Origin of the sequence: Natronocella acetinitrilica (assembly GCF_024170285.1) — a bacterium.
GTDB classification, from domain to species: Bacteria; Pseudomonadota; Gammaproteobacteria; order Nitrococcales; family Aquisalimonadaceae; genus Natronocella; species Natronocella acetinitrilica.
The window spans coordinates 1-17726 of sequence record NZ_JALJXV010000010.1 but is presented as its reverse complement, the minus strand read 5'-3'; the positions used below and the strand labels follow the sequence as shown (position 1 = coordinate 17726).

Annotated in this window: 33 protein-coding genes; 1 reads left to right on the top strand and 32 read right to left on the bottom strand. The window is 61.1% G+C overall.

Annotated features, from left to right (window positions below):
- Positions 1-13 precede the first annotated feature (13 nt).
- Complete coding sequence (gene upp / locus J2T57_RS18480) at positions 14-646, top strand: uracil phosphoribosyltransferase (protein WP_253483176.1); 633 nt, start codon at positions 14-16, stop codon at positions 644-646.
- 178 nt (positions 647-824) lie between these two features.
- Here the strand turns inward: upp and J2T57_RS18475 are convergent, their stop codons facing one another.
- The 32 genes from J2T57_RS18475 to J2T57_RS18320 all read right to left on the bottom strand — a co-directional run.
- On the bottom strand, positions 825-1805 hold the full coding sequence (locus J2T57_RS18475; RefSeq protein ID WP_253483173.1) for a malate dehydrogenase: 981 nt from the start codon (positions 1803-1805) through the stop codon (positions 825-827).
- 175 nt (positions 1806-1980) lie between these two features.
- Positions 1981-2256, bottom strand: a complete 276-nt coding sequence (locus J2T57_RS18470) for a DUF6489 family protein (protein ID WP_253483170.1) — start codon at positions 2254-2256, stop codon at positions 1981-1983.
- 13 nt (positions 2257-2269) lie between these two features.
- Positions 2270-3004, bottom strand: a complete 735-nt coding sequence (locus J2T57_RS18465) for an SAM hydrolase/SAM-dependent halogenase family protein (protein ID WP_253483167.1) — start codon at positions 3002-3004, stop codon at positions 2270-2272.
- Positions 3005-3446: 442 nt separating this feature from the next.
- Positions 3447-3920 (bottom strand): 50S ribosomal protein L17, encoded by a 474-nt coding sequence (gene rplQ, locus J2T57_RS18460; protein ID WP_253483163.1) that lies wholly within the window; start codon positions 3918-3920, stop codon positions 3447-3449.
- Between the two features lie 42 nt (positions 3921-3962).
- Entirely contained in the window at positions 3963-4961 is a 999-nt protein-coding gene (locus J2T57_RS18455) for a DNA-directed RNA polymerase subunit alpha (RefSeq protein ID WP_253483160.1), read from the bottom strand.
- 34 nt (positions 4962-4995) lie between these two features.
- Positions 4996-5616, bottom strand: a complete 621-nt coding sequence (gene rpsD / locus J2T57_RS18450; RefSeq protein WP_253483157.1) for a 30S ribosomal protein S4 — start codon at positions 5614-5616, stop codon at positions 4996-4998.
- A 17-nt stretch (positions 5617-5633) separates the two neighbouring features.
- The gene (gene rpsK / locus J2T57_RS18445; RefSeq protein WP_253483142.1) at positions 5634-6023 is read right to left on the bottom strand and encodes a 30S ribosomal protein S11; all 390 of its coding nucleotides are present in this window, start codon (positions 6021-6023) and stop codon (positions 5634-5636) included.
- A 64-nt stretch (positions 6024-6087) separates the two neighbouring features.
- Positions 6088-6444: a 30S ribosomal protein S13 gene (rpsM, locus tag J2T57_RS18440; protein ID WP_253483140.1), complete on the bottom strand. Its 357-nt coding sequence runs from the start codon at positions 6442-6444 to the stop codon at positions 6088-6090.
- 93 nt (positions 6445-6537) lie between these two features.
- Positions 6538-6651 carry a 50S ribosomal protein L36 gene (rpmJ, locus tag J2T57_RS18435; protein WP_253483138.1) on the bottom strand — a complete coding sequence of 38 codons (114 nt, stop codon included), beginning with the start codon at positions 6649-6651 and terminating at the stop codon, positions 6538-6540.
- A gap of 139 nt (positions 6652-6790) precedes the next feature.
- Complete coding sequence (secY, locus tag J2T57_RS18430; RefSeq protein WP_253483129.1) at positions 6791-8116, bottom strand: preprotein translocase subunit SecY; 1326 nt, start codon at positions 8114-8116, stop codon at positions 6791-6793.
- Positions 8117-8138: 22 nt separating this feature from the next.
- The gene (gene rplO, locus J2T57_RS18425) at positions 8139-8576 is read right to left on the bottom strand and encodes a 50S ribosomal protein L15 (protein WP_253483127.1); all 438 of its coding nucleotides are present in this window, start codon (positions 8574-8576) and stop codon (positions 8139-8141) included.
- Between the two features lie 4 nt (positions 8577-8580).
- Positions 8581-8769, bottom strand: a complete 189-nt coding sequence (gene rpmD / locus J2T57_RS18420) for a 50S ribosomal protein L30 (protein WP_253483125.1) — start codon at positions 8767-8769, stop codon at positions 8581-8583.
- 3 nt (positions 8770-8772) lie between these two features.
- Positions 8773-9273 (bottom strand): 30S ribosomal protein S5, encoded by a 501-nt coding sequence (gene rpsE, locus J2T57_RS18415; protein ID WP_253483123.1) that lies wholly within the window; start codon positions 9271-9273, stop codon positions 8773-8775.
- A gap of 18 nt (positions 9274-9291) precedes the next feature.
- Entirely contained in the window at positions 9292-9645 is a 354-nt protein-coding gene (gene rplR / locus J2T57_RS18410; RefSeq protein ID WP_253483113.1) for a 50S ribosomal protein L18, read from the bottom strand.
- A 13-nt stretch (positions 9646-9658) separates the two neighbouring features.
- A complete protein-coding gene (gene rplF, locus J2T57_RS18405) occupies positions 9659-10192 on the bottom strand; it encodes a 50S ribosomal protein L6 (protein WP_253483110.1) in 534 nt (177 codons plus the stop codon).
- 13 nt (positions 10193-10205) lie between these two features.
- Positions 10206-10601: a 30S ribosomal protein S8 gene (gene rpsH / locus J2T57_RS18400; RefSeq protein WP_253483108.1), complete on the bottom strand. Its 396-nt coding sequence runs from the start codon at positions 10599-10601 to the stop codon at positions 10206-10208.
- Between the two features lie 23 nt (positions 10602-10624).
- Entirely contained in the window at positions 10625-10930 is a 306-nt protein-coding gene (gene rpsN, locus J2T57_RS18395) for a 30S ribosomal protein S14 (RefSeq protein WP_253483104.1), read from the bottom strand.
- Between the two features lie 12 nt (positions 10931-10942).
- Positions 10943-11482 carry a 50S ribosomal protein L5 gene (gene rplE, locus J2T57_RS18390; protein WP_253483102.1) on the bottom strand — a complete coding sequence of 180 codons (540 nt, stop codon included), beginning with the start codon at positions 11480-11482 and terminating at the stop codon, positions 10943-10945.
- Between the two features lie 9 nt (positions 11483-11491).
- Positions 11492-11809, bottom strand: a complete 318-nt coding sequence (gene rplX / locus J2T57_RS18385; RefSeq protein ID WP_253483100.1) for a 50S ribosomal protein L24 — start codon at positions 11807-11809, stop codon at positions 11492-11494.
- A gap of 14 nt (positions 11810-11823) precedes the next feature.
- Positions 11824-12192, bottom strand: coding sequence for a 50S ribosomal protein L14 (gene rplN / locus J2T57_RS18380; RefSeq protein WP_253483098.1), 369 nt, complete (start codon positions 12190-12192; stop codon positions 11824-11826).
- A gap of 48 nt (positions 12193-12240) precedes the next feature.
- Positions 12241-12504 carry a 30S ribosomal protein S17 gene (gene rpsQ / locus J2T57_RS18375; protein ID WP_253483096.1) on the bottom strand — a complete coding sequence of 88 codons (264 nt, stop codon included), beginning with the start codon at positions 12502-12504 and terminating at the stop codon, positions 12241-12243.
- Complete coding sequence (gene rpmC, locus J2T57_RS18370) at positions 12501-12704, bottom strand: 50S ribosomal protein L29 (protein WP_253483094.1); 204 nt, start codon at positions 12702-12704, stop codon at positions 12501-12503. The genes rpsQ and rpmC overlap by 4 nt, the downstream gene beginning before the upstream one ends.
- The gene (gene rplP / locus J2T57_RS18365) at positions 12704-13117 is read right to left on the bottom strand and encodes a 50S ribosomal protein L16 (RefSeq protein ID WP_253483092.1); all 414 of its coding nucleotides are present in this window, start codon (positions 13115-13117) and stop codon (positions 12704-12706) included. The genes rpmC and rplP overlap by 1 nt, the downstream gene beginning before the upstream one ends.
- 12 nt (positions 13118-13129) lie before the next feature.
- Complete coding sequence (gene rpsC / locus J2T57_RS18360) at positions 13130-13813, bottom strand: 30S ribosomal protein S3 (protein WP_253483089.1); 684 nt, start codon at positions 13811-13813, stop codon at positions 13130-13132.
- 13 nt (positions 13814-13826) lie between these two features.
- Positions 13827-14159 carry a 50S ribosomal protein L22 gene (gene rplV / locus J2T57_RS18355; RefSeq protein WP_253483086.1) on the bottom strand — a complete coding sequence of 111 codons (333 nt, stop codon included), beginning with the start codon at positions 14157-14159 and terminating at the stop codon, positions 13827-13829.
- A gap of 8 nt (positions 14160-14167) precedes the next feature.
- On the bottom strand, positions 14168-14443 hold the full coding sequence (rpsS, locus tag J2T57_RS18350; RefSeq protein ID WP_253483083.1) for a 30S ribosomal protein S19: 276 nt from the start codon (positions 14441-14443) through the stop codon (positions 14168-14170).
- Positions 14444-14455: 12 nt separating this feature from the next.
- Complete coding sequence (gene rplB / locus J2T57_RS18345) at positions 14456-15292, bottom strand: 50S ribosomal protein L2 (protein WP_253483080.1); 837 nt, start codon at positions 15290-15292, stop codon at positions 14456-14458.
- Positions 15293-15320: 28 nt separating this feature from the next.
- Complete coding sequence (gene rplW, locus J2T57_RS18340) at positions 15321-15617, bottom strand: 50S ribosomal protein L23 (protein WP_253483072.1); 297 nt, start codon at positions 15615-15617, stop codon at positions 15321-15323.
- A complete protein-coding gene (rplD, locus tag J2T57_RS18335; RefSeq protein ID WP_253483069.1) occupies positions 15614-16231 on the bottom strand; it encodes a 50S ribosomal protein L4 in 618 nt (205 codons plus the stop codon). Before rplD ends, rplW begins: the two co-directional genes overlap by 4 nt.
- Positions 16231-16887 (bottom strand): 50S ribosomal protein L3, encoded by a 657-nt coding sequence (rplC, locus tag J2T57_RS18330; RefSeq protein WP_253483058.1) that lies wholly within the window; start codon positions 16885-16887, stop codon positions 16231-16233. The genes rplD and rplC overlap by 1 nt, the downstream gene beginning before the upstream one ends.
- Before the next feature lie 78 nt (positions 16888-16965).
- Positions 16966-17277 (bottom strand): 30S ribosomal protein S10, encoded by a 312-nt coding sequence (rpsJ, locus tag J2T57_RS18325; protein ID WP_253483055.1) that lies wholly within the window; start codon positions 17275-17277, stop codon positions 16966-16968.
- Between the two features lie 5 nt (positions 17278-17282).
- The coding region (locus tag J2T57_RS18320) for an EF-Tu C-terminal domain-related protein (protein WP_366519128.1) at positions 17283-17726 on the bottom strand (444 nt) is incomplete at its 5' end.

Below are 17726 nucleotides of genomic sequence, written 5' to 3'. Positions count from 1 at the left end.
GCTGGAGAAAGGCATGGCCGCCGTGACCCACGTGATCGACCACCCGCTGGTGCAGCACAAGCTCACAGTGCTGCGAAAGAAGTCCACCTCGACCTCCAAGTTTCGCGGCATCCTGCGGGAGATCGCCCTGCTGCTCTGCTATGAGGTCACCCGCGACCTGCGTTTGACCAGCACCCGCATCGAGACCCCATTGCAGCCCATGGACGCACCCACGCTGGACGGCAAAAAGCTCTGCTTCGTGTCGGTCTTGCGGGCGGGTAACGGCCTGCTGGAGGGCATGCTCGACCTAGTGCCATCGGCCCGGGTAGGACATGTGGGCCTGTATCGCGACCCGGATACACTCGAGGCAGTGGAATACTACTTCAAGGTGCCCTCGCACCTGGACGAGCGAGAAGTGATCGTGGTGGATCCCATGCTCGCCACTGGACACTCCGCCGCGGCCGCCGTCGCCCGGCTCAAGGAGGCCGGTGCGGTGCATATTCGCTTTGTGTGCCTGCTGGCCGCCCCCGAGGGCATTGCGTCCTTCCATGAAGCGCACCCGGACGTGCCGATTTACACCGCCGCCATTGACGATGGCCTGAACGAAAAGGCCTACATCGTGCCCGGCCTCGGCGACGCCGGCGACCGGATGTTTGGTACCAAGTGAGGGATTTCTGCGATGCCGGGGGTTGGTTATGGTGCGTTACGCGCTTCGCGCTAACACACCCTACGCGGGGCCTCGGTCAGGCACGGCCGACTGTAGGGTGCGTTAGCGCTTAGCGCGTAACGCACCGCAACGGCGCCGGATCATGGCCGGCGCCGAATCGCATGGAGACTGATTCCCCTCAAGGCAACAGGTGCTTCACCGCGTCGCGTTCTCCGACCAGCTCGTTCTCCGTCGCCTGCATCTTCTCGCGGCTGAAGCTATCAACCTCCAGCCCCTGCACGATCTCGTACTGACCGTTCTTGCACGTCACGGGAAATGAATAGATCAGACCCTCGGTGATGCCGTAGCTGCCATCCGAGGGAATCCCCATGCTGGTCCAGTCGCCGTCAGCGGTGCCCAGCGCCCAGGTGCGCATATGGTCGATTGCAGAGCTGGCAGCGGATGCCGCGCTGGAGGCACCACGAGCCTTGATGATCGCCGCACCACGCTGCTGCACGGTGGAGATGAACTCATTCTCGTACCAGCCGCGATCAACCTTTCCGGCGGCAGCCTCACCCTTGATAAGGGTGTGGCTGATATCCGGGTACTGGGTGGCGGAATGGTTGCCCCAGATGGTCATGCGCGTGATGTCCGTGGTGTGCACGCCAACCTTGCCGGCAAGCTGGGCCAGGGCGCGGTTGTGATCCAGCCGGGTCATGGCGGTGAACTGACCGGGATTGATATCCGGGGCGTTCTTCTGCGCGATCAGGGCATTGGTGTTGGCAGGGTTGCCGACCACCAGAACCCGCACATCCCTGCTGGCTGCATCATTCAGCGCCTTGCCCTGAGCGGAGAAGATCGCCGCATTGGCTTCCAGCAGATCCTTGCGCTCCATGCCGGGGCCACGTGGCCGCGCGCCAACCAGCATGGCGTAGTCCGCGTCCTTGAAGGCCTCTTCCGCCTTGTCACTGATGGTCACACCTGCCAGGAGCGGGAAGGCGCAATCCTCCAGTTCCATGACCACGCCACCCACTGCCTCCAGGGCGGGGGTAATCTCCAGTAGCTGAAGAATGACCGGCTGGTCCTTGCCCAGCATATCGCCCGAAGCAATGCGGAACAGCAGGCTGTAGCCAATCTGCCCGGCGGCCCCCGTGACTGCTACGCGTACAGGTGCTTTCATCGTTACTCTCCCTTGTGGGTTGTCCCGGAGTCGCGCTCCGGGTGAAACCGTGTGCGCGCACCGCAATCTCGCGAATGCTGCGGTGCAGCGACATTAGGCGGCCGTATTGTATCAGACCGGCGACAACCGGGCATTGTCCGGACAGGAAGACCCGCCGACGCCAGGCCCGATCGATCTACTTCTTGCCGCCCTGCTTCCCGCCCGGGCTCTTCATCGCATCACCCTGTTGCCGAAATGCATCCCAGAACAGCTTCTGAAATGCCTCCATGTTCTGGTGAGCGCCCGGAAGAAAGGGCTTCATCAGCGTCACGGGATCATAGCCCTCCTGCCCGGCATGCATGCGCTCGCGAATCGAATTGAGCAATTCATCCTGCAGGGGTTGGAGATCCGGCAAACCGATAAAGCGGCGCAGCTCTTCCGGTGTGGCGTCGACATCGATACTGATCTTCATGGGTACTCCTGAATCAGGGGCGGAGGAGACGGACTAGGCTGCCGGGGGCCAGATCAAACGTGTGGGCGGCGTGTCCGAGATTGACCGACACCTCAACGAGTCCCGACGAATTGCGGTGCCAGAAACCGGCGCCGGCAGGCATGCGGCCGAACGTTGTCGCATGAACAAGGCGGTGCTCCCCCGCCTGCAGAATCGCCGTGTCAGCCAGTGCCTCACCGCGAATGCCGGTCATGGCATTACCATAGTCATCAATGTAGAGCACGTAAGGCGTGTCGTCTCCCCAGTCGGGGAAGCGCGGACCGCCAGCCGCAGCCTGCTCCGATCGCCACGTGCCGATCGCAACAGCGGCGGCAATATCGGCGAAGACATCCCTGCCATGGAATGTGGGGCTGGCGCCCTCAGGAGCCGCGGGCAGCGGCCAGCGCTCGACCTCGGCGGCCCGGCGCTGCACGAACTCGAACAAACCGTTGTCCGGGCCCACGAACCATCGCCCATCGGCACGAATCACGCAGCCGTCCCGGGCTTCCGTGCCAACGCCAGGGTCCACCACCGCCAACACCACCGCGCCTTCAGGCAGGTAACGGCTGAATGGCTCCAGTAGATAAGCCGCCGCACGGGGATCCATGGCTGGCCCGTCGTGGAGCAAATCCACCACCGGGCCGGCGAACCCCGAGGAGAAAAGGCGTGCCTTCATCTGGCCAACGTACGGGCCGCGCAAACCGAAATCCGTGAACAGGGCGATCATCATGCGTCGCTCCGAATGCGGGGAATGGGGTGCATGCTAACAGGGTTATCGGCGGCGGGGACTTTACAGGGGCCGCCCCTAGCGCCGACATGGTGCGTTACGCGCTGCGCGCTAACACACCCTACAGCGGGCACGGCCAAACGTAGGGTGTGTTAGGCCGAAGGCCGTAACGCACCACAACCGCGGTGGTATTGCCCCCAAGGCCACAGGCACAAACCGCGGTCCGGTGCGCCGCTCATGGACCGTCAGCGACAGGGATGTCGCTGTCGAGCCCCCAGGGACGGGTTTACGGCGTGTCCATGAGCGGCGTACCGGACCGCGGTTCCCCGCTCACTCATGGAGGGTGTGTTAGCGCGCAGCGCGTAACGCACCACAACAACGCAGACCCCACAACAAAAAACCGGGCCGCAAGGGCCCGGTTCTCCGCGGAAACGTCCGCCCACCGTTACTGCTTGGCGGGGGCTTCCTCGGTCTGCTCGGGGGTTTCCACTTCCGGCGTCTCTTCCGGCTTGGATTCCGCCTGTTCGGCGGGCGTCGCCGTCAGTTCTTCCGGCTCGACCTCCGGGCGATCCACCAGTTCGACGTACGCCATGGGGGCATTGTCGCCGGCGCGGAACCCGCACTTGAGAATCCGCAGGTAACCGCCGGGGCGGTCCTGATAGCGCGGCCCGAGTTCGTTGAACAGCTTACCGAGGGCCGACTTGTCCCGCAGCCGGGAGAAGACAATACGTCGACGCGCGACGTTGTCTTCCTTGGCCATGGTGATCATCGGCTCGGCAACCCGGCGCAGTTCCTTCGCCTTGGGCAGGGTCGTCTTGATCGCCTCATGGGTGAACAACGACGCAGCCATGTTACGGAACATCGCTTCGCGATGCGTGCTGTTCCGATTGAGTTTACGTCCGGATTTACGGTGACGCATGGTCGATTACCTTTCCATCAATGAGCCGGGTAGACCCGTGGTCTAGCCGGCGATGTGTTCTCTCTCGCCCAGCGCGGCGGGCGGCCACTCATCAAGACGCATACCCAGCGACAGGCCGTGGGACGCAAGCACTTCCTTGATCTCGGTAAGCGATTTCTTACCCAGATTCGGCGTCTTGAGCAGCTCGACCTCGGTACGCTGTACCAGGTCGCCCACATAGTGAATGCTCTCCGCCTTCAGGCAGTTCGCCGAACGCACGGTGAGTTCCAGGTCGTCAATGGGCCGCAGCAGCACGGGATCCACTTCAGGCTCACGCATGTCGGGCTCGGAGAACTCATCTCCACCCTCAAGCGAGACAAAAACGCTGAACTGATCCTGTAGCAGGCCCGCGGCAAAGCGCAGCGCCTCTTCAGGCTCGATGACACCGTTGGTCTCGATATCCAGCACCAGCTTGTCCAGGTCGGTGCGCTGCTCGACACGGGCACTTTCCACCGCGTAGGCAACACGCCGCACCGGGCTGTAGCTGGCATCGAGTTGCAGCCGACCTATTGGCCGCTCCTCTTCCTGATCACGCTGGGTCACTGCTTCGTAACCACGCCCCTTGACCACGCGCAGCCGCATGCTCAGCTCACCGCTCTTGGTCAGGTGGGCAATCACGAGATCCGGGTTCTTGATCTCAACAGAGTGATCAACCTCGATATCCGCTGCCGTGACCACACCGGGCCCCTTCTTGGACAGCTTCAAGGTGACCTCATCCTTGCCGTGCAGACGCACCGCAAGCTGCTTGAGGTTCAGAAGAATATCGACCACATCTTCCTGCACGCCCTCTACGGCAGTGTACTCGTGAAGCACATTGTCGATTTCCGCCTCGACCACGGCGTAGCCGGGCATGGAGGACAGAAGGATACGGCGCAGGGCGTTACCCAGCGTATGGCCGAAGCCACGTTCCAGCGGCTCGACAGTGATGCGCGCGCGACGTGCATCCTGCGCGCTGACATCCACGACCCGCGGCTTGAGAAAATCTTTGAACTGAGCCTGCATTCGAACGTCCTCTGGGGTGAATCGCGTCGGACTCTTACTTCGAGTAAAGCTCGACCACGAGGTGCTCGTTAATTTCCGCGGAGAGATCGGAACGCTCCGGCAGTGCCTTGAAGGTGCCCTCGAACTTCTTGGTGTCAACTTCGACCCAATCGACGAAGCCGTTCTGCTGGGCAAGCTCCATGGCACCCTGGATGCGCGCCTGGTTGCGAGCCTTCTCCCGCACGGTGATCACGTCACCGGGACGTACCTGGTAGGACGGGATGTTCACCGTCTGACCATTGACCAGCACTGCCCGATGGGAAACAAGCTGCCGCGCCTCGGCGCGGGTTGTACCCAGGCCCATGCGCCACACGACGTTGTCCAGACGTGCTTCGAGCAGTTGCAGGAGGTTCTCACCGGTCGAGCCCTTGAGCTTGGCGGCGGCCTTGTAATAATTGCGGAACTGCCGCTCAAGCACGCCGTAGATACGGCGCAACTTCTGCTTTTCGCGCAACTGCAGCCCGTAGTCGGACACGCGGGTCCGGCGCTGGCCATGCTGCCCCGGCGGCGTGTCGAGCTTGCACTTGCTTTCAAGAGGCCGCATACCGCTCTTGAGGAACAGATCCGTCCCTTCACGGCGGGCGAGCTTGCACTTGGGTCCGATATACCTTGCCATGCTAGAACTCCAATCCGTCAGACGCGGCGCTTTTTGGGCGGACGACACCCGTTATGGGGAATCGGCGTCACGTCCGAGATGTTCGTGATCTTCAGGCCCGCATTGTTCAGCGCACGCACCGCGGACTCACGCCCCGGCCCCGGCCCCTTCACGCGAACTTCAAGATTCTTGAGCCCGTACTCCTTCGCGGCCTGACAGGCACGGTCCGACGCGACCTGCGCGGCAAACGGCGTGCTCTTCCGGGAGCCACGGAAACCACTGCCACCGGAACTCGCCCAGGACAACGCATTACCCTGGCGGTCGGTGATCATGATCATGGTGTTGTTGAAGGTGGCATTGATATGCGCAATTCCATCAACAACTGTTTTGTTCACACGCTTCCGCGTGCGGGTCGGACTCTTCGCCATAGCGATATTCCCAATCTTGTTGAAACGCGATCCGAAACGCAGCCCAGCGCTGCCGTCCTAAGTCTTACTTGCGTACGGCACGCCGCGGACCCTTACGGGTACGGGCGTTGGTCCGGGTCTGCTGACCGCGAACAGGCAAGCCGCGACGATGGCGGATACCCCGGTAGCTGCCAAGATCCGTAAGGCGCTTGATATCCATTGCGACCTTGCGGCGCAAATCACCTTCGACCAGGTGCTTGCCCACCTCGTTACGCAATGTCTCAAGTTCCTGCTCATCGAGCTCGGAGACCTTGCGGTGCGGGGCGATACCGGTGGCTTCACAGATCTTCCCCGCGATTGCGCGGCCAATGCCGTAGATCGCCGTCAGGGCAATGACTGTGTGCTTATGGTCCGGTACGTTGACGCCTGCAATACGCGCCATGAATACATCTCCCAAGCTGAGCGGAAAAACCCGCAATATTAGCTAAACAATGATTTACCGTTCAAGATCCGACCAGAATCGGATAACTACAGATCAACCCTGACGCTGCTTGTGCCGTGCGTCGGTGCAAATCACACGCACCACGCCGCCACGCCGAATGATCTTGCAGTTTCGGCAGATCTTTTTCACCGAAGCGCGTACTTTCATCTTCGTTCTCCGATAACAAATCAGCGACGGGGAAGCCACATGTGCCTCCCCGGCGAATATCAAGCGCTGTCAGGGGCGCGGTATGGTAGCAAAGTCTGCCGGCCGACGCACCCACCAATAAGCGATCGCGCCAAACCGGCTAGCGAGGTACCCCGCTGCGCCCCCAGGTCTTGAGGTTGGCCTTCTTCATCAACGGCTCGTACTGATGGGATACCAGGTGCGACTGCAACTGGGACATGAAATCCATCACCACGATCACGATGATCAGCAGAGACGTACCACCGAAGTAAAACGGCACGTTCCAGGCCAGAATCAAGAACTCCGGCAATAAACACACGGCGGTGATGTAAATCGCACCAACAGCCGTCAACCGGGTCATGACGCCATCAATGTACTTGGCCGTCTGCTGCCCCGGACGAATACCCGGGATAAAGGCGCCAGACTTCTTCAGGTTGTCTGCCGTGTCCCGGGCATTGAAAACCAGCGCTGTGTAGAAAAAGCAGAAAAACACGATCGCCAGCGCATAAAAGAGCACATACAAGGGCTGCCCCGGACGCAGCGTGTTCGCCAGCTGCGTCATGAAACCACCCGTCTCCGGATCACCCACCCAGGTACCCATGGTGGCCGGGAACAGGATGATGCTCGAAGCGAAGATGGGCGGAATCACACCGGCCATGTTGAGCTTCAGCGGCAGGTGAGTGCTCTGCGCAGCAAACATCTTGCGCCCTTGCTGGCGCTTGGCGTAATTCACCGTAATACGGCGCTGCCCGCGCTCCACGAAGACGACAAATGCAGTCACTGCCAACACGCCCGCAAAGAGCGCAATCACCAGCAGGGTACCGAGCTCACCCTGACGGTTGAGTTCCAGAGTGCCGCCAATGGCGCTGGGCAGCCCGGCCACGATGCCGGCGAAGATAATGATCGAGATACCGTTGCCAATACCGCGCTCGGTGATCTGCTCGCCCAGCCACATGAGGAACATGGTGCCCGTGGCAAGTGTCACGGTCGCCGTAAATGTAAATGCCCAGTCAAAATCGGCTGCCGGGTTCAGCGTCAGGCCCTGCCGCTGCAATGCCACACTGACACCGATACCCTGCACAAGAGCGAGGCCAAGAGCGCCGTACCGGGTGTACTGCGTGATCTTCCGCCGTCCGGCTTCGCCTTCCTTCTTCAGCCGCTCAAGTGTCGGCACCACGGCCGTCAGGAGCTGCATGATGATCGCCGCCGAAATGTACGGCATGATCCCGATCGCGAAGATGCTCAACCGCTCAAGCGCACCACCAGAGAACATGTTGAACATGTCCAGGATGCCCTGATCCTGACTGAACAGGTCGGCCATCGCGTCGGCATTGACACCCGGAATGGTGATGTGTGTGCCAATGCGGAAAATGATCAGCGCCACCAACACGAAAAGCAGGCGCTGCCTGACTTCCGTGAGTTTCGCGAGACCCCCGAGCGACGACATAAGCTAGACCACCCTCGCGGTGTTATTCCTCAATCTTGCCACCAGCTTGCTCGATGGCAGCGCGTGCACCCTTGCTCACGCGAACACCAGCACGCACGGTGACGGCGCGCTCTACCGTACCGGAGAGCATGATCTTCGCGTAGCGGGCCTGGCTCGGGATGATGTCGGCCGCTTTCAGCGAATCGAGGTCCACCACGTCGCCGTCGACCTTGGCAAGCTCCGAGAGACGAACTTCAGCGCTGACGATGGACTTGCGGGACTTGAAACCGACCTTCGGCACGCGACGCTGCAAGGGCATCTGACCGCCCTCGAAGCCGACCTTGTGGAAACCGCCGGAACGGGATTTCTGACCCTTGTGCCCGCGACCAGCCGTCTTGCCGAGACCGGAACCGGACCCGCGGCCAACGCGCTTACGCTCGGGCCGACTGCGTTCACTAGGCTTCAGCAGATTCAGGCGCATGATTTCAAACTTCCTCTACCGCGAGCATATAGGAGACCTTGTTGATCATGCCCCGATTCTCCGGGGTATCGATCACGGTCACGCTCTGGTGCATCCGCCGCAGCCCAAGGCCTGACACGCAAGCCTTATGGCTTGCCAGTCGACCATGCATGCTACGGGTCAGTGTTACTTTCAACTGTTTCTGTTTACTCATGGCTTAACCCACGATCTCTTCGGCGCGCTTACCGCGCTTGGCAGCCACATCTTCCGGCGAGCGCATGTCGCTCAGGCCCCGGATCGTCGCGCGCACCACGTTGATGGGGTTACGCGAGCCGATGCTCTTGGCGAGCACATCGTGGACACCCAGCACCTCGAAGACGGCGCGCATCGCGCCACCGGCGATGATTCCGGTACCTTCCGAAGCGGGCTGCATGAACACCTTGCTGGCGCCGTGTTCAGCAGTCAGCGGGTACTGCAGCGTGTTGCCCTGCAGCTTGACGCTGACCATGCTGTTGCGAGCCTTTTCCATCGCCTTCTGGATGGCGGCGGGCACTTCGCGGGCCTTGCCGTAGCCGAAGCCCACGCGCCCCTGGCCGTCGCCGACGACGGTGAGTGCAGTAAAGCCAAACTGACGACCACCCTTGACCACCTTCGCCACACGATTGACGGTGATCAGCTTTTCCTGGAGGCCATCGCTGTTGCTGTCATTCATTGCCATGAGTCTGCTCGCCTCAGATTAAAACTGCAGTCCGCCTTCTCGCGCGGCATCCGCCAGCGCCTGAATCCGGCCGTGGTACTGATAACCGGCACGGTCAAACGCGACGCTCTCAATGCCGGCTTCCTTGGCGCGGGCGGCAATCAGTTTGCCGACTTCCACAGCGGCACCGGCATTGCCCGTCCCCTGGAGCTTGCTACGCAGCTCTTTGTCGAGGGTGCTGGCCTGCGCCAGCGTACGGCTGCCATCCGCTTCCGTGATCTGCGCATAAATGTGCCGAGGCGTCCGGTGAACCGTCAGCCGGACACTGCCCAGCTCGCGGATCTTCATACGGGCGCGACGGGCGCGACGCATACGTGCTGACTTCTTGTTCATAAGCCTCTACCCGCTACTTCTTCTTGGCTTCCTTCATGACTACACGCTCGTCCGCGTACCGTACACCCTTGCCCTTATAGGGCTCAGGCGGACGATAGGCGCGAATCTGCGCGGCCACTTCGCCAACCAACTGTTTATCGATCCCTTTCACCAGCACTTCCGTCTGGCTCGGGGTCTCTACGGTGATCCCGTCAGGCACGGCGTGAGCGACCGGATGCGAGAACCCAAGGGTGAGATTCAGCACCTTGCCCTGCGCCTGTGCACGGTAGCCGACGCCCCGCAACTCTAGCTTCTTCTCGAAGCCTTGCGATACGCCATCCACCATATTATTGAGCAACGCCCGCATGGTGCCAGCCAGGGCGATGTCGCCCTGCTTCGGGCCACGGGCGGAACAACGCAGCTCACCGTCTTCTTCCACCACCTGTACGTTGGGGTGGATATCGAAGCCAAGCTGGCCCTTCGGACCCTTCACGGTCACCGCCTGTCCATCGAGCTTTACTTCGATGCCGGACGGAATCTTGATCGGTTTCTTCGCGACTCGGGACATGACGAAAATCCTGTTAGAAGACTTCGCACAGCACTTCACCGCCGATACCGGCAGCCCGTGCAGCGCGATCAGTCATCACACCCTTCGAGGTGGACACGATGGCAACACCCAGACCGCCATTGACCTTCGGCAGTGATGCGGTGTCCTTGTAGATACGCAGGCCCGGGCGGCTGATACGATTCAGCCGCTCGATGACCGGCCTACCCTGGAAGTAGCGCAAACGCACGACCAGGACGGGCTTTTTCTCTTCGCCCTCAACGCGGAAGTCCTCGACGTAGCCTTCTTCCTTGAGCACGGCAACCAACGCCTGCTTCGCCTTGGAAGAAGGAATCGAGACTTCGGCCTTGCCTGCCGACTGGGCGTTACGTATACGGGTCAGCAGGTCCGCTATGGGATCGGTCATGCTCATGGCTTTGTCCTGTACGCTCTGTCTTACCAGCTGGATTTGGTGAGGCCGGGGATCATACCCTTCATCGCGGCTTCACGCAGCTTGTTTCGGCCCAGACCGAACTTGCGGTAATAGCCCCGCGGCCGTCCGGTGATCCGGCAACGGTTGCGCTGCCGCGCCGCACTGGCATCGCGCGGCTGCTTCTGCAGCTTTTCCGTCGCCTCCATCCGCTCTTCCGGGGTGCTTTCCGGATTGCGGATGATTGCCTTGAGCGCCTCACGCTTGGCTGCATACTTCTTAACCGTCTTGGCGCGCTTGACCTCACGGGCAACCATGGACATCTTAGCCATTACCGACCTCTTTTATTTCCGAAGCGGGAAGTTGAACGCTTCAAGCAGCGCCTGCCCTTCCTCATCAGTGCGCGCGGTGGTCGTGATGGTCACGTCCATGCCGCGAATCGCGTCAACCTTGTCGAATTCGAGTTCCGGAAAAATGATCTGCTCCCGGACACCGAAGTTGTAATTGCCACGCCCATCAAACGACTTCGCACTGAACCCGCGGAAGTCACGAATCCGAGGCGCCGCCACGTTAATGAGACGGTCGAGAAACTCCCACATACGATCACGACGCAGCGTGACCTTGCAGCCGATGGGCCAGCCATCGCGAATCTTGAAGCCGGCAATCGACTTGCGGCTGTAGGTCACGATGGGCTTCTGCCCGGCAACGGCGGCCATGTCAGCCGTCGCATGGTCGAGAATCTTCTTGTCTTTAACGGCTTCACCAAGACCCATGTTCAGGGTGACCTTGGTGATCCGGGGGACCTGCATGACGTTTTCGTAACCGAAACGCTCCGTCAGCTGTCCGATTACATCTTGCTTGTATAGCTCCAGCAGCCTGGCCATGAGCGCACCTTACGCGTCAACGAGTTCGTTGTTCGACTTGAAGTAACGGACACGCTTGCCATCAACTTCCTTGATGCCAACACGATCCGCCTTCTTCGTCTGCGGGTTGTACAGGGCAACGTTCGAGAGATTCAGCGGCGCTTCCATTTCCTGGATGCCGCCTTGCTCACCGCGCTGGGGGTTGCCACGAACGTGTTTCTTCACCACGTTGACGTTTTCGACAACCACACGATTCTTCTCACGCAGCACGTTCACGACGGAACCGCGCTTGCCCTTGTCCTTTCCTGCGATGACGATAACCTCGTCACCCTTCTTGATCTTCTGCATGGTCGCCTCTCGACTCAGAGAACTTCCGGTGCCAGCGAGATGATGCGCATGAACTTCTCCGTGCGCAGCTCACGTGTCACCGGACCAAACACACGGGTTCCAATGGGCGCATGCTGGTTGTTGAGCAGCACGGCGGCGTTGCCGTCAAACCGGATCAGCGAACCATCCGGGCGCCGCACGCCGTGGCGCGTACGCACCACCACCGCATTGTAAACCTCGCCCTTCTTGACCCGGCCACGAGGTATAGCGTCTTTCACGCTAACCTTGATGATGTCGCCAATCCGCGCGTACCGGCGCTTGGACCCACCGAGCACCTTGATACACATCACTTGGCGTGCACCACTGTTATCGGCCACATCCAACAGGCTTTGCATCTGAATCATTGCGTACTACCCGCTCTGTTATTCGCGTCGAAACCGGCGTCGGGCGCTTTACTGCCGCGCGCGCTCGATCACTTCGACCAGACGCCAGGTCTTGGACTTGGACAGGGGTCGGCACTCTTCAATGGAGACCCAATCCCCTTCCTGGCACGTGTTCTGCTCATCATGGGCGTGCAGCTTGGTGGACCGACGCATGAACTTGCCATACAGCGGATGCTTCACCATCCGCTCGATACGCACGGTGATGGTCTTGTCCATCTTTACGCTCACAACGCGCCCGGTCTGCGTCCGCGCAACCTTGGATTCTTCACTCATGCCTGCTCACCCGCATTCTGCTTCTCGGTCATGATCGTCTTGATTCTCGCGACGTCACGACGCGCCTTCTTTACCAGGTCCGGCCGCGCCAGCTGCCCGGTGGCAGCCTGCATGCGAAGGTTGAACTGCTCTTTGCGTCGCTCGAGCAACTCTTCCTTCAGAGCGGGCAGATCCTTTTCTCGCAATTCGCTCGCTTTCATCACACCACCGTCCGGCTAACAAAGCGGGTCTGAACCGGCAGCTTCGCCGAGGCCAGGCGGAACGCTTCCCGCGCGACTTCCTCGGAGACGCCTTCGATCTCGTACAGCACGCGACCCGGCTGCACCTTCGCCGCCCAATGATCCACGTTGCCTTTACCCTTACCCTGGCGCACTTCCAACGGTTTGCCGGTAATCGGCACATCCGGGAAAATGCGAATCCACAGCTTGCCGCCACGCTTCACATGACGGGTGATCGCACGTCGAGCAGCCTCGATCTGACGAGCAGTAACCGGTCCACGCGTCGTGGCCTTGATACCAAACTCGCCGAAGCTGACCCGATCGCCACGGTTGGCCAGACCCTTGTTCCGGCCCTTCTGCTGCTTGCGAAATTTTGTCCGCTTCGGTTGCAACATGGCTGTTGATCCTTATTTCGCAGCGCCGGCGCGCTCGCCCTTGGAGTCGCTGGCCTGAAAGACTTCGGGCTCAAGGACTTCGCCCTTGAAGACCCAGACTTTCACACCGATGACACCGTAGGTCGTATGCGCTTCGGCGAAACCGTAATCAATGTTTGCCCGCAGGGTATGCAGGGGCACACGACCCTCGCGATACCATTCACTGCGCGCAATCTCGGCACCATTCAAGCGGCCGGCGACGTGGATCTTGATGCCCTGGGCACCAATACGCATGGCGTTGCCGACAGCGCGCTTCATGGCGCGACGGAACATGATGCGGCGCTCCAGTTGCTGAGCAACATTCTCGGCAACGAGCTGCGCGTCCAGTTCCGGCTTGCGCACTTCCTCGATGTTGATATCCACCGGCACGCCCATCCGCTTGCTGACGGCGGCGCGCAGCGCTTCCACATCCTCGCCCTTCTTGCCGATCACCATCCCCGGACGTGCCGTATGAATGGTCACCAGGGCATTCTTGGCGGGCCGCTCGATGCGGATCTTGCTCACCGATGCGTGGGAGAGCTTCTTCTTGATGAAGTCGCGCACCTGCAGATCGGTGTTCAGGTAGTCGGCATAGTCACCACTTCCGGCGTACCACATGGAACGCCATTCTTCAGTGATGCCGAGTCGAAAACCCGTCGGGTGAATCTTGTGTCCCATCTTCAGCTCCCGCTTACTGCTCGGCCACTTTCACAGTGATGTGGCTGGTGCGCTTGAGAATCCGGTTTGCACGGCCCTTGGCCCGCGGCTGGATCCGCTTGTAGACCGGACCCTCGTCAACGAACACGGTGGAAACCGTCAATTCGTCGATATCGGCCCCTTCATTGTGCTCGGCATTGGCGATGGCCGACTCAAGCACCTTCTTCAACACCGCAGCGCCCTTCTTCGGACTGAACTCGAGAAACTGCAGGGCACTCGCGACGGACTTGCCGCGAATCTGGTCAGCGACGAGCCGGACCTTCTGCGGCGAGATGCGCGAGAACTTCAACTTGGCTGCGACTTCCATCGGTCACCCTACCTCTTGGACTTCTTGTCGGCCGCATGCCCGCGGTACGTCCGCGTCGCCGCGAACTCACCGAGCTTGTGGCCGACCATGTTCTCGTTGATCAGCACCGGCACATGCTGCCGACCGTTGTGGACGGCTATCGTCAGACCAACCATGTCGGGCAGAATCATCGAGCGACGCGACCAGGTCTTGATCGGGCGCTTGGAGTTGGCCTCCACAGCTGCCTCCACCTTCTTGACCAGGTGGGCATCGACGAACGGTCCCTTCTTAACTGAACGTGGCACAGGTCACGACCTCTAGCTGCGTTTACTCTTCCGGCGGGAGCGCACAATGAACTTGTCCGTCCGCTTGTTCGACCGGGTCTTGTAGCCCTTGGTGGGCATACCCCAGGGCGATACGGGATGACGACCACCGGAAGTCCGGCCCTCGCCACCACCATGCGGGTGATCAACCGGGTTCATGACCACGCCACGAACCGTCGGCCGCACACCCCGCCAGCGACTCGCACCGGCCTTGCCCAGCGAACGCAGGTTATGTTCCTGGTTACTGGCCTCGCCGATGGTCGCCTTGCATTCCACCGCGACCTTGCGCATCTCGCCGGAGCGCAGACGCAAGGTGGCGTAGCGGCCCTCGCGGGCAACGAGCTGGGCGCTGGCGCCGGCGGCACGGGCGATCTGCGCACCCTTTCCGGGGCGCAGCTCGATGCAATGAATCTGGGTACCGAGCGGAATGTTCCGAATCGGCAATGCATTGCCCGGCTTGATCGGTGCGTCATCGCCAGCCTGGATTGGAGATCCGGCCTTCACCCCGCGGGGCGCGATAATATACCTTCTCTCGCCGTCCGCATAAAGCACCAATGCAATATGGGCGCTGCGGTTCGGATCATATTCCAGACGCTCAACCTTCCCGGGCACGCCTTCCTTGTCACGCTTGAAGTCGATAACCCGGTAACGCTGCTTGTGGCCGCCGCCACGATGCCGCGTGGTGATGCGGCCCGCATTGTTGCGGCCGCCCGTCTTGGATTTCTTCTCCACCAGCGGACCATAAGGCTCGCCCTTGTGCAGGTCGTCTCCACGAACCTGAACAACGAAGCGGCGGCCCGGTGATGTCGGTTTTGCCTTGAGCAGTGCCATGATTCTTGCCCGTCGCCTTAGCTGTGCGTCATTCGCCGCCCAGGAAATCGATTTCCTGGCCAGCCTCGAGGGCCACGTAGGCCTTCTTCCAATCGGAACGGCGCCCACGAATCCGGCCAAAGCCCTTGGACTTGCCCTTCATCAGCACCGTCTGCACGTTGCGAACCTTCACATCGAAAAGCTCTTCGACGGCCCGCTTGATTTCCTGCTTGCTCGCGTCCTTCACCACGCGGAAGACGACCTGGTTGGCGCCATCCGCCGAGCGCTCGGTTTTCTCCGAGACGTGGGGCGCAAGCAACACCTTGAAAATGCGTTCCTGACTCATGCCAGCCACTCCTCGACCTTCTTCATGGCTTCCACGGTGATCAGCACCTTGTCGGCACCAACCAGCGAGACCGGATCGAGACCGGCAACGTCGGTAATCTCCACATGGCGGAGGTTACGGCTCGCCAGGTACAGGTTCTCACTGACGTCTTCGGTCACGATGAGCGCACGCTCGGCACCCATGCCCTTGAGAAGCTGCACCATCGCCTTGGTCTTGGATTCCGCCAACTCTATAGCGTCCAGCACCACCAGCCGCTCCTGACGAGCGAGCTCGGAGAAGATCGAGGCAACGCCTGCGCGGTACGCTTTCTTGTTGACCTTCTGGCTGTAGTCGCGCGGCACGGCAGCAAACGTCTTGCCACCCGTGCGCCACAGCGGGCTACGAATCGTCCCGGCACGGGCGCGACCGGTGCCCTTCTGGCGCCAAGGCTTGGAACCACCACCGCGCACCGCGGCCCGGTTCTTCTGCGCCTTGGTGCCGGCACGACCACCGGCCATGTAGGCGACCACAACCTGGTGCACCAGATCCTCGTTGAACTCTCGGCCGAAGGCCTTTTCGGAGACTTCGAGCTTCCCGGCGTCACCGCCAGCCGTTGTCTGAATCGCGAGTTCCATCAGCTATCCCCCTTCTTGCCGGCCTTCACGGAGGGGCTGATCACGACATCCGAACCGTCGGCACCCGGCACCGCGCCGCGAATCAGCAGCAGGTTGCGCTCGGCGTCCACGCGGACCACTTCCAGGTTCTGGACGGTGGTGCGCTTGTTACCCATTTGTCCGGCCATTTTCTTGCCCTTGAGCACCCGGCCCGGCGTCTGCGCCATGCCGATGGAGCCCGGCGCACGGTGCGACAGCGAGTTACCGTGCGTCGCATCCTGCATGTGGAAGTTATGCCGCTTGACGGTACCGGCAAAGCCTTTGCCCTTGCTGGTGCCGCGCACATCCACCTTCTGGCCGGCTTCGAAGGCATCGACCTTCAGCTCGCCGCCGACTTCGAGTTCCTCGCCCTCACCATTACCCAGGCGGAACTCCCACAGGCCACGCCCGGCGTCCACACCGGCCTTGGCAAAGTGCCCGGCCAGCGGCTTGCCAACACGGGATGCCTTGCGGCTGCCAATAGTGACTTGCACGGCCTGGTAACCGTCCACATCCGCCGATTTCACCTGGGTGATCCGGTTCGGCGTGGCCTCGATCACGGTCACCGGGACGGACACGCCCTCTTCGGTGAATACCCGCGTCATGCCGCGTTTACGACCGACGATTCCGATAGCCATCGTTACCTCTTCCAGAGACAAAGAGCCCGCGCCACTCCAGTGCTGGGCGGCGGGGCCCACTTATTTCGCGCAACGCGTTTAGTAGAGCTTGATCTGTACGTCGACGCCGGCGGCCAGATCCAGCTTCATCAATGCATCGACCGTCTTGTCAGTCGGATCGATGATATCCATCAGCCGCTTGTGAGTACGGATCTCGTACTGGTCACGAGCATCCTTGTTCACGTGCGGCGAGATGAGAATCGTGAACTTCTCTTTTTTCGTCGGCAGCGGAATGGGCCCCTTCACCTGGGCGCCGGTCCGCTTGGCCGTCTCGACGATTTCGCCGGCCGACTGGTCAATCAGCCGGTGGTCGAACGCCTTCAATCGAATTCGAATCTTCTGATTAGCCATGTCGCTTACTCGATAATCTTCGAGACCACGCCGGCGCCGACGGTGCGGCCACCTTCGCGGATGGCGAAGCGCAGGCCGTCTTCCATCGCGATCGGCGCGATCAGGGTCACGGTCATCTGCACGTTGTCGCCAGGCATCACCATCTCCGTGCCGCTCGGCAGCTCACAGCTACCCGTCACGTCGGTGGTCCGGAAATAGAACTGCGGACGGTAGCCATTGAAGAACGGCGTATGGCGACCACCCTCATCCTTCGACAGGATGTACACCTCACACTCGAACTTCGTGTGCGGCGTGATCGAACCCGGCTTGCACAGCACCTGACCACGCTCAACGTCGTCACGCTTCGTGCCACGCAGCAGCGCACCGATGTTATCCCCCGCCTCGCCCTGATCCAGCAGCTTGCGGAACATCTCAACACCCGTGCACACCGTCTTCGTGGTCGGGCGGAT

Bases quoted from the DNA above. Each gene is read 5' to 3' on its own strand.
- rpsC (WP_253483089.1), bottom strand. From the start codon at position 13,813: ATGGGACACAAGATTCACCCGACGGGTTTTCGACTCGGCATCACTGAA.
- rplN (WP_253483098.1), bottom strand. From the start codon at position 12,192: ATGATTCAGATGCAAAGCCTGTTGGATGTGGCCGATAACAGTGGTGCA.
- rplR (WP_253483113.1), bottom strand. From the start codon at position 9,645: ATGAACAAGAAGTCAGCACGTATGCGTCGCGCCCGTCGCGCCCGTATG.
- J2T57_RS18465 (WP_253483167.1), bottom strand. From the start codon at position 3,004: ATGATGATCGCCCTGTTCACGGATTTCGGTTTGCGCGGCCCGTACGTT.
- rpsQ (WP_253483096.1), bottom strand. From the start codon at position 12,504: ATGAGTGAAGAATCCAAGGTTGCGCGGACGCAGACCGGGCGCGTTGTG.
- rplP (WP_253483092.1), bottom strand. From the start codon at position 13,117: ATGTTGCAACCGAAGCGGACAAAATTTCGCAAGCAGCAGAAGGGCCGG.
- rplD (WP_253483069.1), bottom strand. From the start codon at position 16,231: ATGGAACTCGCGATTCAGACAACGGCTGGCGGTGACGCCGGGAAGCTC.
- upp (WP_253483176.1), top strand. From the start codon at position 14: ATGGCCGCCGTGACCCACGTGATCGACCACCCGCTGGTGCAGCACAAG.
- rplC (WP_253483058.1), bottom strand. From the start codon at position 16,887: ATGGCTATCGGAATCGTCGGTCGTAAACGCGGCATGACGCGGGTATTC.
- rpsK (WP_253483142.1), bottom strand. From the start codon at position 6,023: ATGGCGAAGAGTCCGACCCGCACGCGGAAGCGTGTGAACAAAACAGTT.
- rpmD (WP_253483125.1), bottom strand. From the start codon at position 8,769: ATGAGTAAACAGAAACAGTTGAAAGTAACACTGACCCGTAGCATGCAT.
- rplQ (WP_253483163.1), bottom strand. From the start codon at position 3,920: ATGCGTCACCGTAAATCCGGACGTAAACTCAATCGGAACAGCACGCAT.
- rplX (WP_253483100.1), bottom strand. From the start codon at position 11,809: ATGCAGAAGATCAAGAAGGGTGACGAGGTTATCGTCATCGCAGGAAAG.
- rpmJ (WP_253483138.1), bottom strand. From the start codon at position 6,651: ATGAAAGTACGCGCTTCGGTGAAAAAGATCTGCCGAAACTGCAAGATC.
- rpmC (WP_253483094.1), bottom strand. From the start codon at position 12,704: ATGAAAGCGAGCGAATTGCGAGAAAAGGATCTGCCCGCTCTGAAGGAA.
- rpsM (WP_253483140.1), bottom strand. From the start codon at position 6,444: ATGGCGCGTATTGCAGGCGTCAACGTACCGGACCATAAGCACACAGTC.
- secY (WP_253483129.1), bottom strand. From the start codon at position 8,116: ATGTCGTCGCTCGGGGGTCTCGCGAAACTCACGGAAGTCAGGCAGCGC.
- J2T57_RS18475 (WP_253483173.1), bottom strand. From the start codon at position 1,805: ATGAAAGCACCTGTACGCGTAGCAGTCACGGGGGCCGCCGGGCAGATT.
- J2T57_RS18470 (WP_253483170.1), bottom strand. From the start codon at position 2,256: ATGAAGATCAGTATCGATGTCGACGCCACACCGGAAGAGCTGCGCCGC.
- rpsJ (WP_253483055.1), bottom strand. From the start codon at position 17,277: ATGGCTAATCAGAAGATTCGAATTCGATTGAAGGCGTTCGACCACCGG.
- rplE (WP_253483102.1), bottom strand. From the start codon at position 11,482: ATGGCCAGGCTGCTGGAGCTATACAAGCAAGATGTAATCGGACAGCTG.
- rpsE (WP_253483123.1), bottom strand. From the start codon at position 9,273: ATGGCAATGAATGACAGCAACAGCGATGGCCTCCAGGAAAAGCTGATC.
- J2T57_RS18455 (WP_253483160.1), bottom strand. From the start codon at position 4,961: ATGCAGGCTCAGTTCAAAGATTTTCTCAAGCCGCGGGTCGTGGATGTC.
- rplV (WP_253483086.1), bottom strand. From the start codon at position 14,159: ATGGAAGTCGCAGCCAAGTTGAAGTTCTCGCGCATCTCGCCGCAGAAG.
- rpsN (WP_253483104.1), bottom strand. From the start codon at position 10,930: ATGGCTAAGATGTCCATGGTTGCCCGTGAGGTCAAGCGCGCCAAGACG.
- rpsH (WP_253483108.1), bottom strand. From the start codon at position 10,601: ATGAGCATGACCGATCCCATAGCGGACCTGCTGACCCGTATACGTAAC.
- rplB (WP_253483080.1), bottom strand. From the start codon at position 15,292: ATGGCACTGCTCAAGGCAAAACCGACATCACCGGGCCGCCGCTTCGTT.
- rpsD (WP_253483157.1), bottom strand. From the start codon at position 5,616: ATGGCAAGGTATATCGGACCCAAGTGCAAGCTCGCCCGCCGTGAAGGG.
- rplO (WP_253483127.1), bottom strand. From the start codon at position 8,576: ATGCGCCTGAATCTGCTGAAGCCTAGTGAACGCAGTCGGCCCGAGCGT.
- rplW (WP_253483072.1), bottom strand. From the start codon at position 15,617: ATGAGTCAGGAACGCATTTTCAAGGTGTTGCTTGCGCCCCACGTCTCG.
- rplF (WP_253483110.1), bottom strand. From the start codon at position 10,192: ATGTCCCGAGTCGCGAAGAAACCGATCAAGATTCCGTCCGGCATCGAA.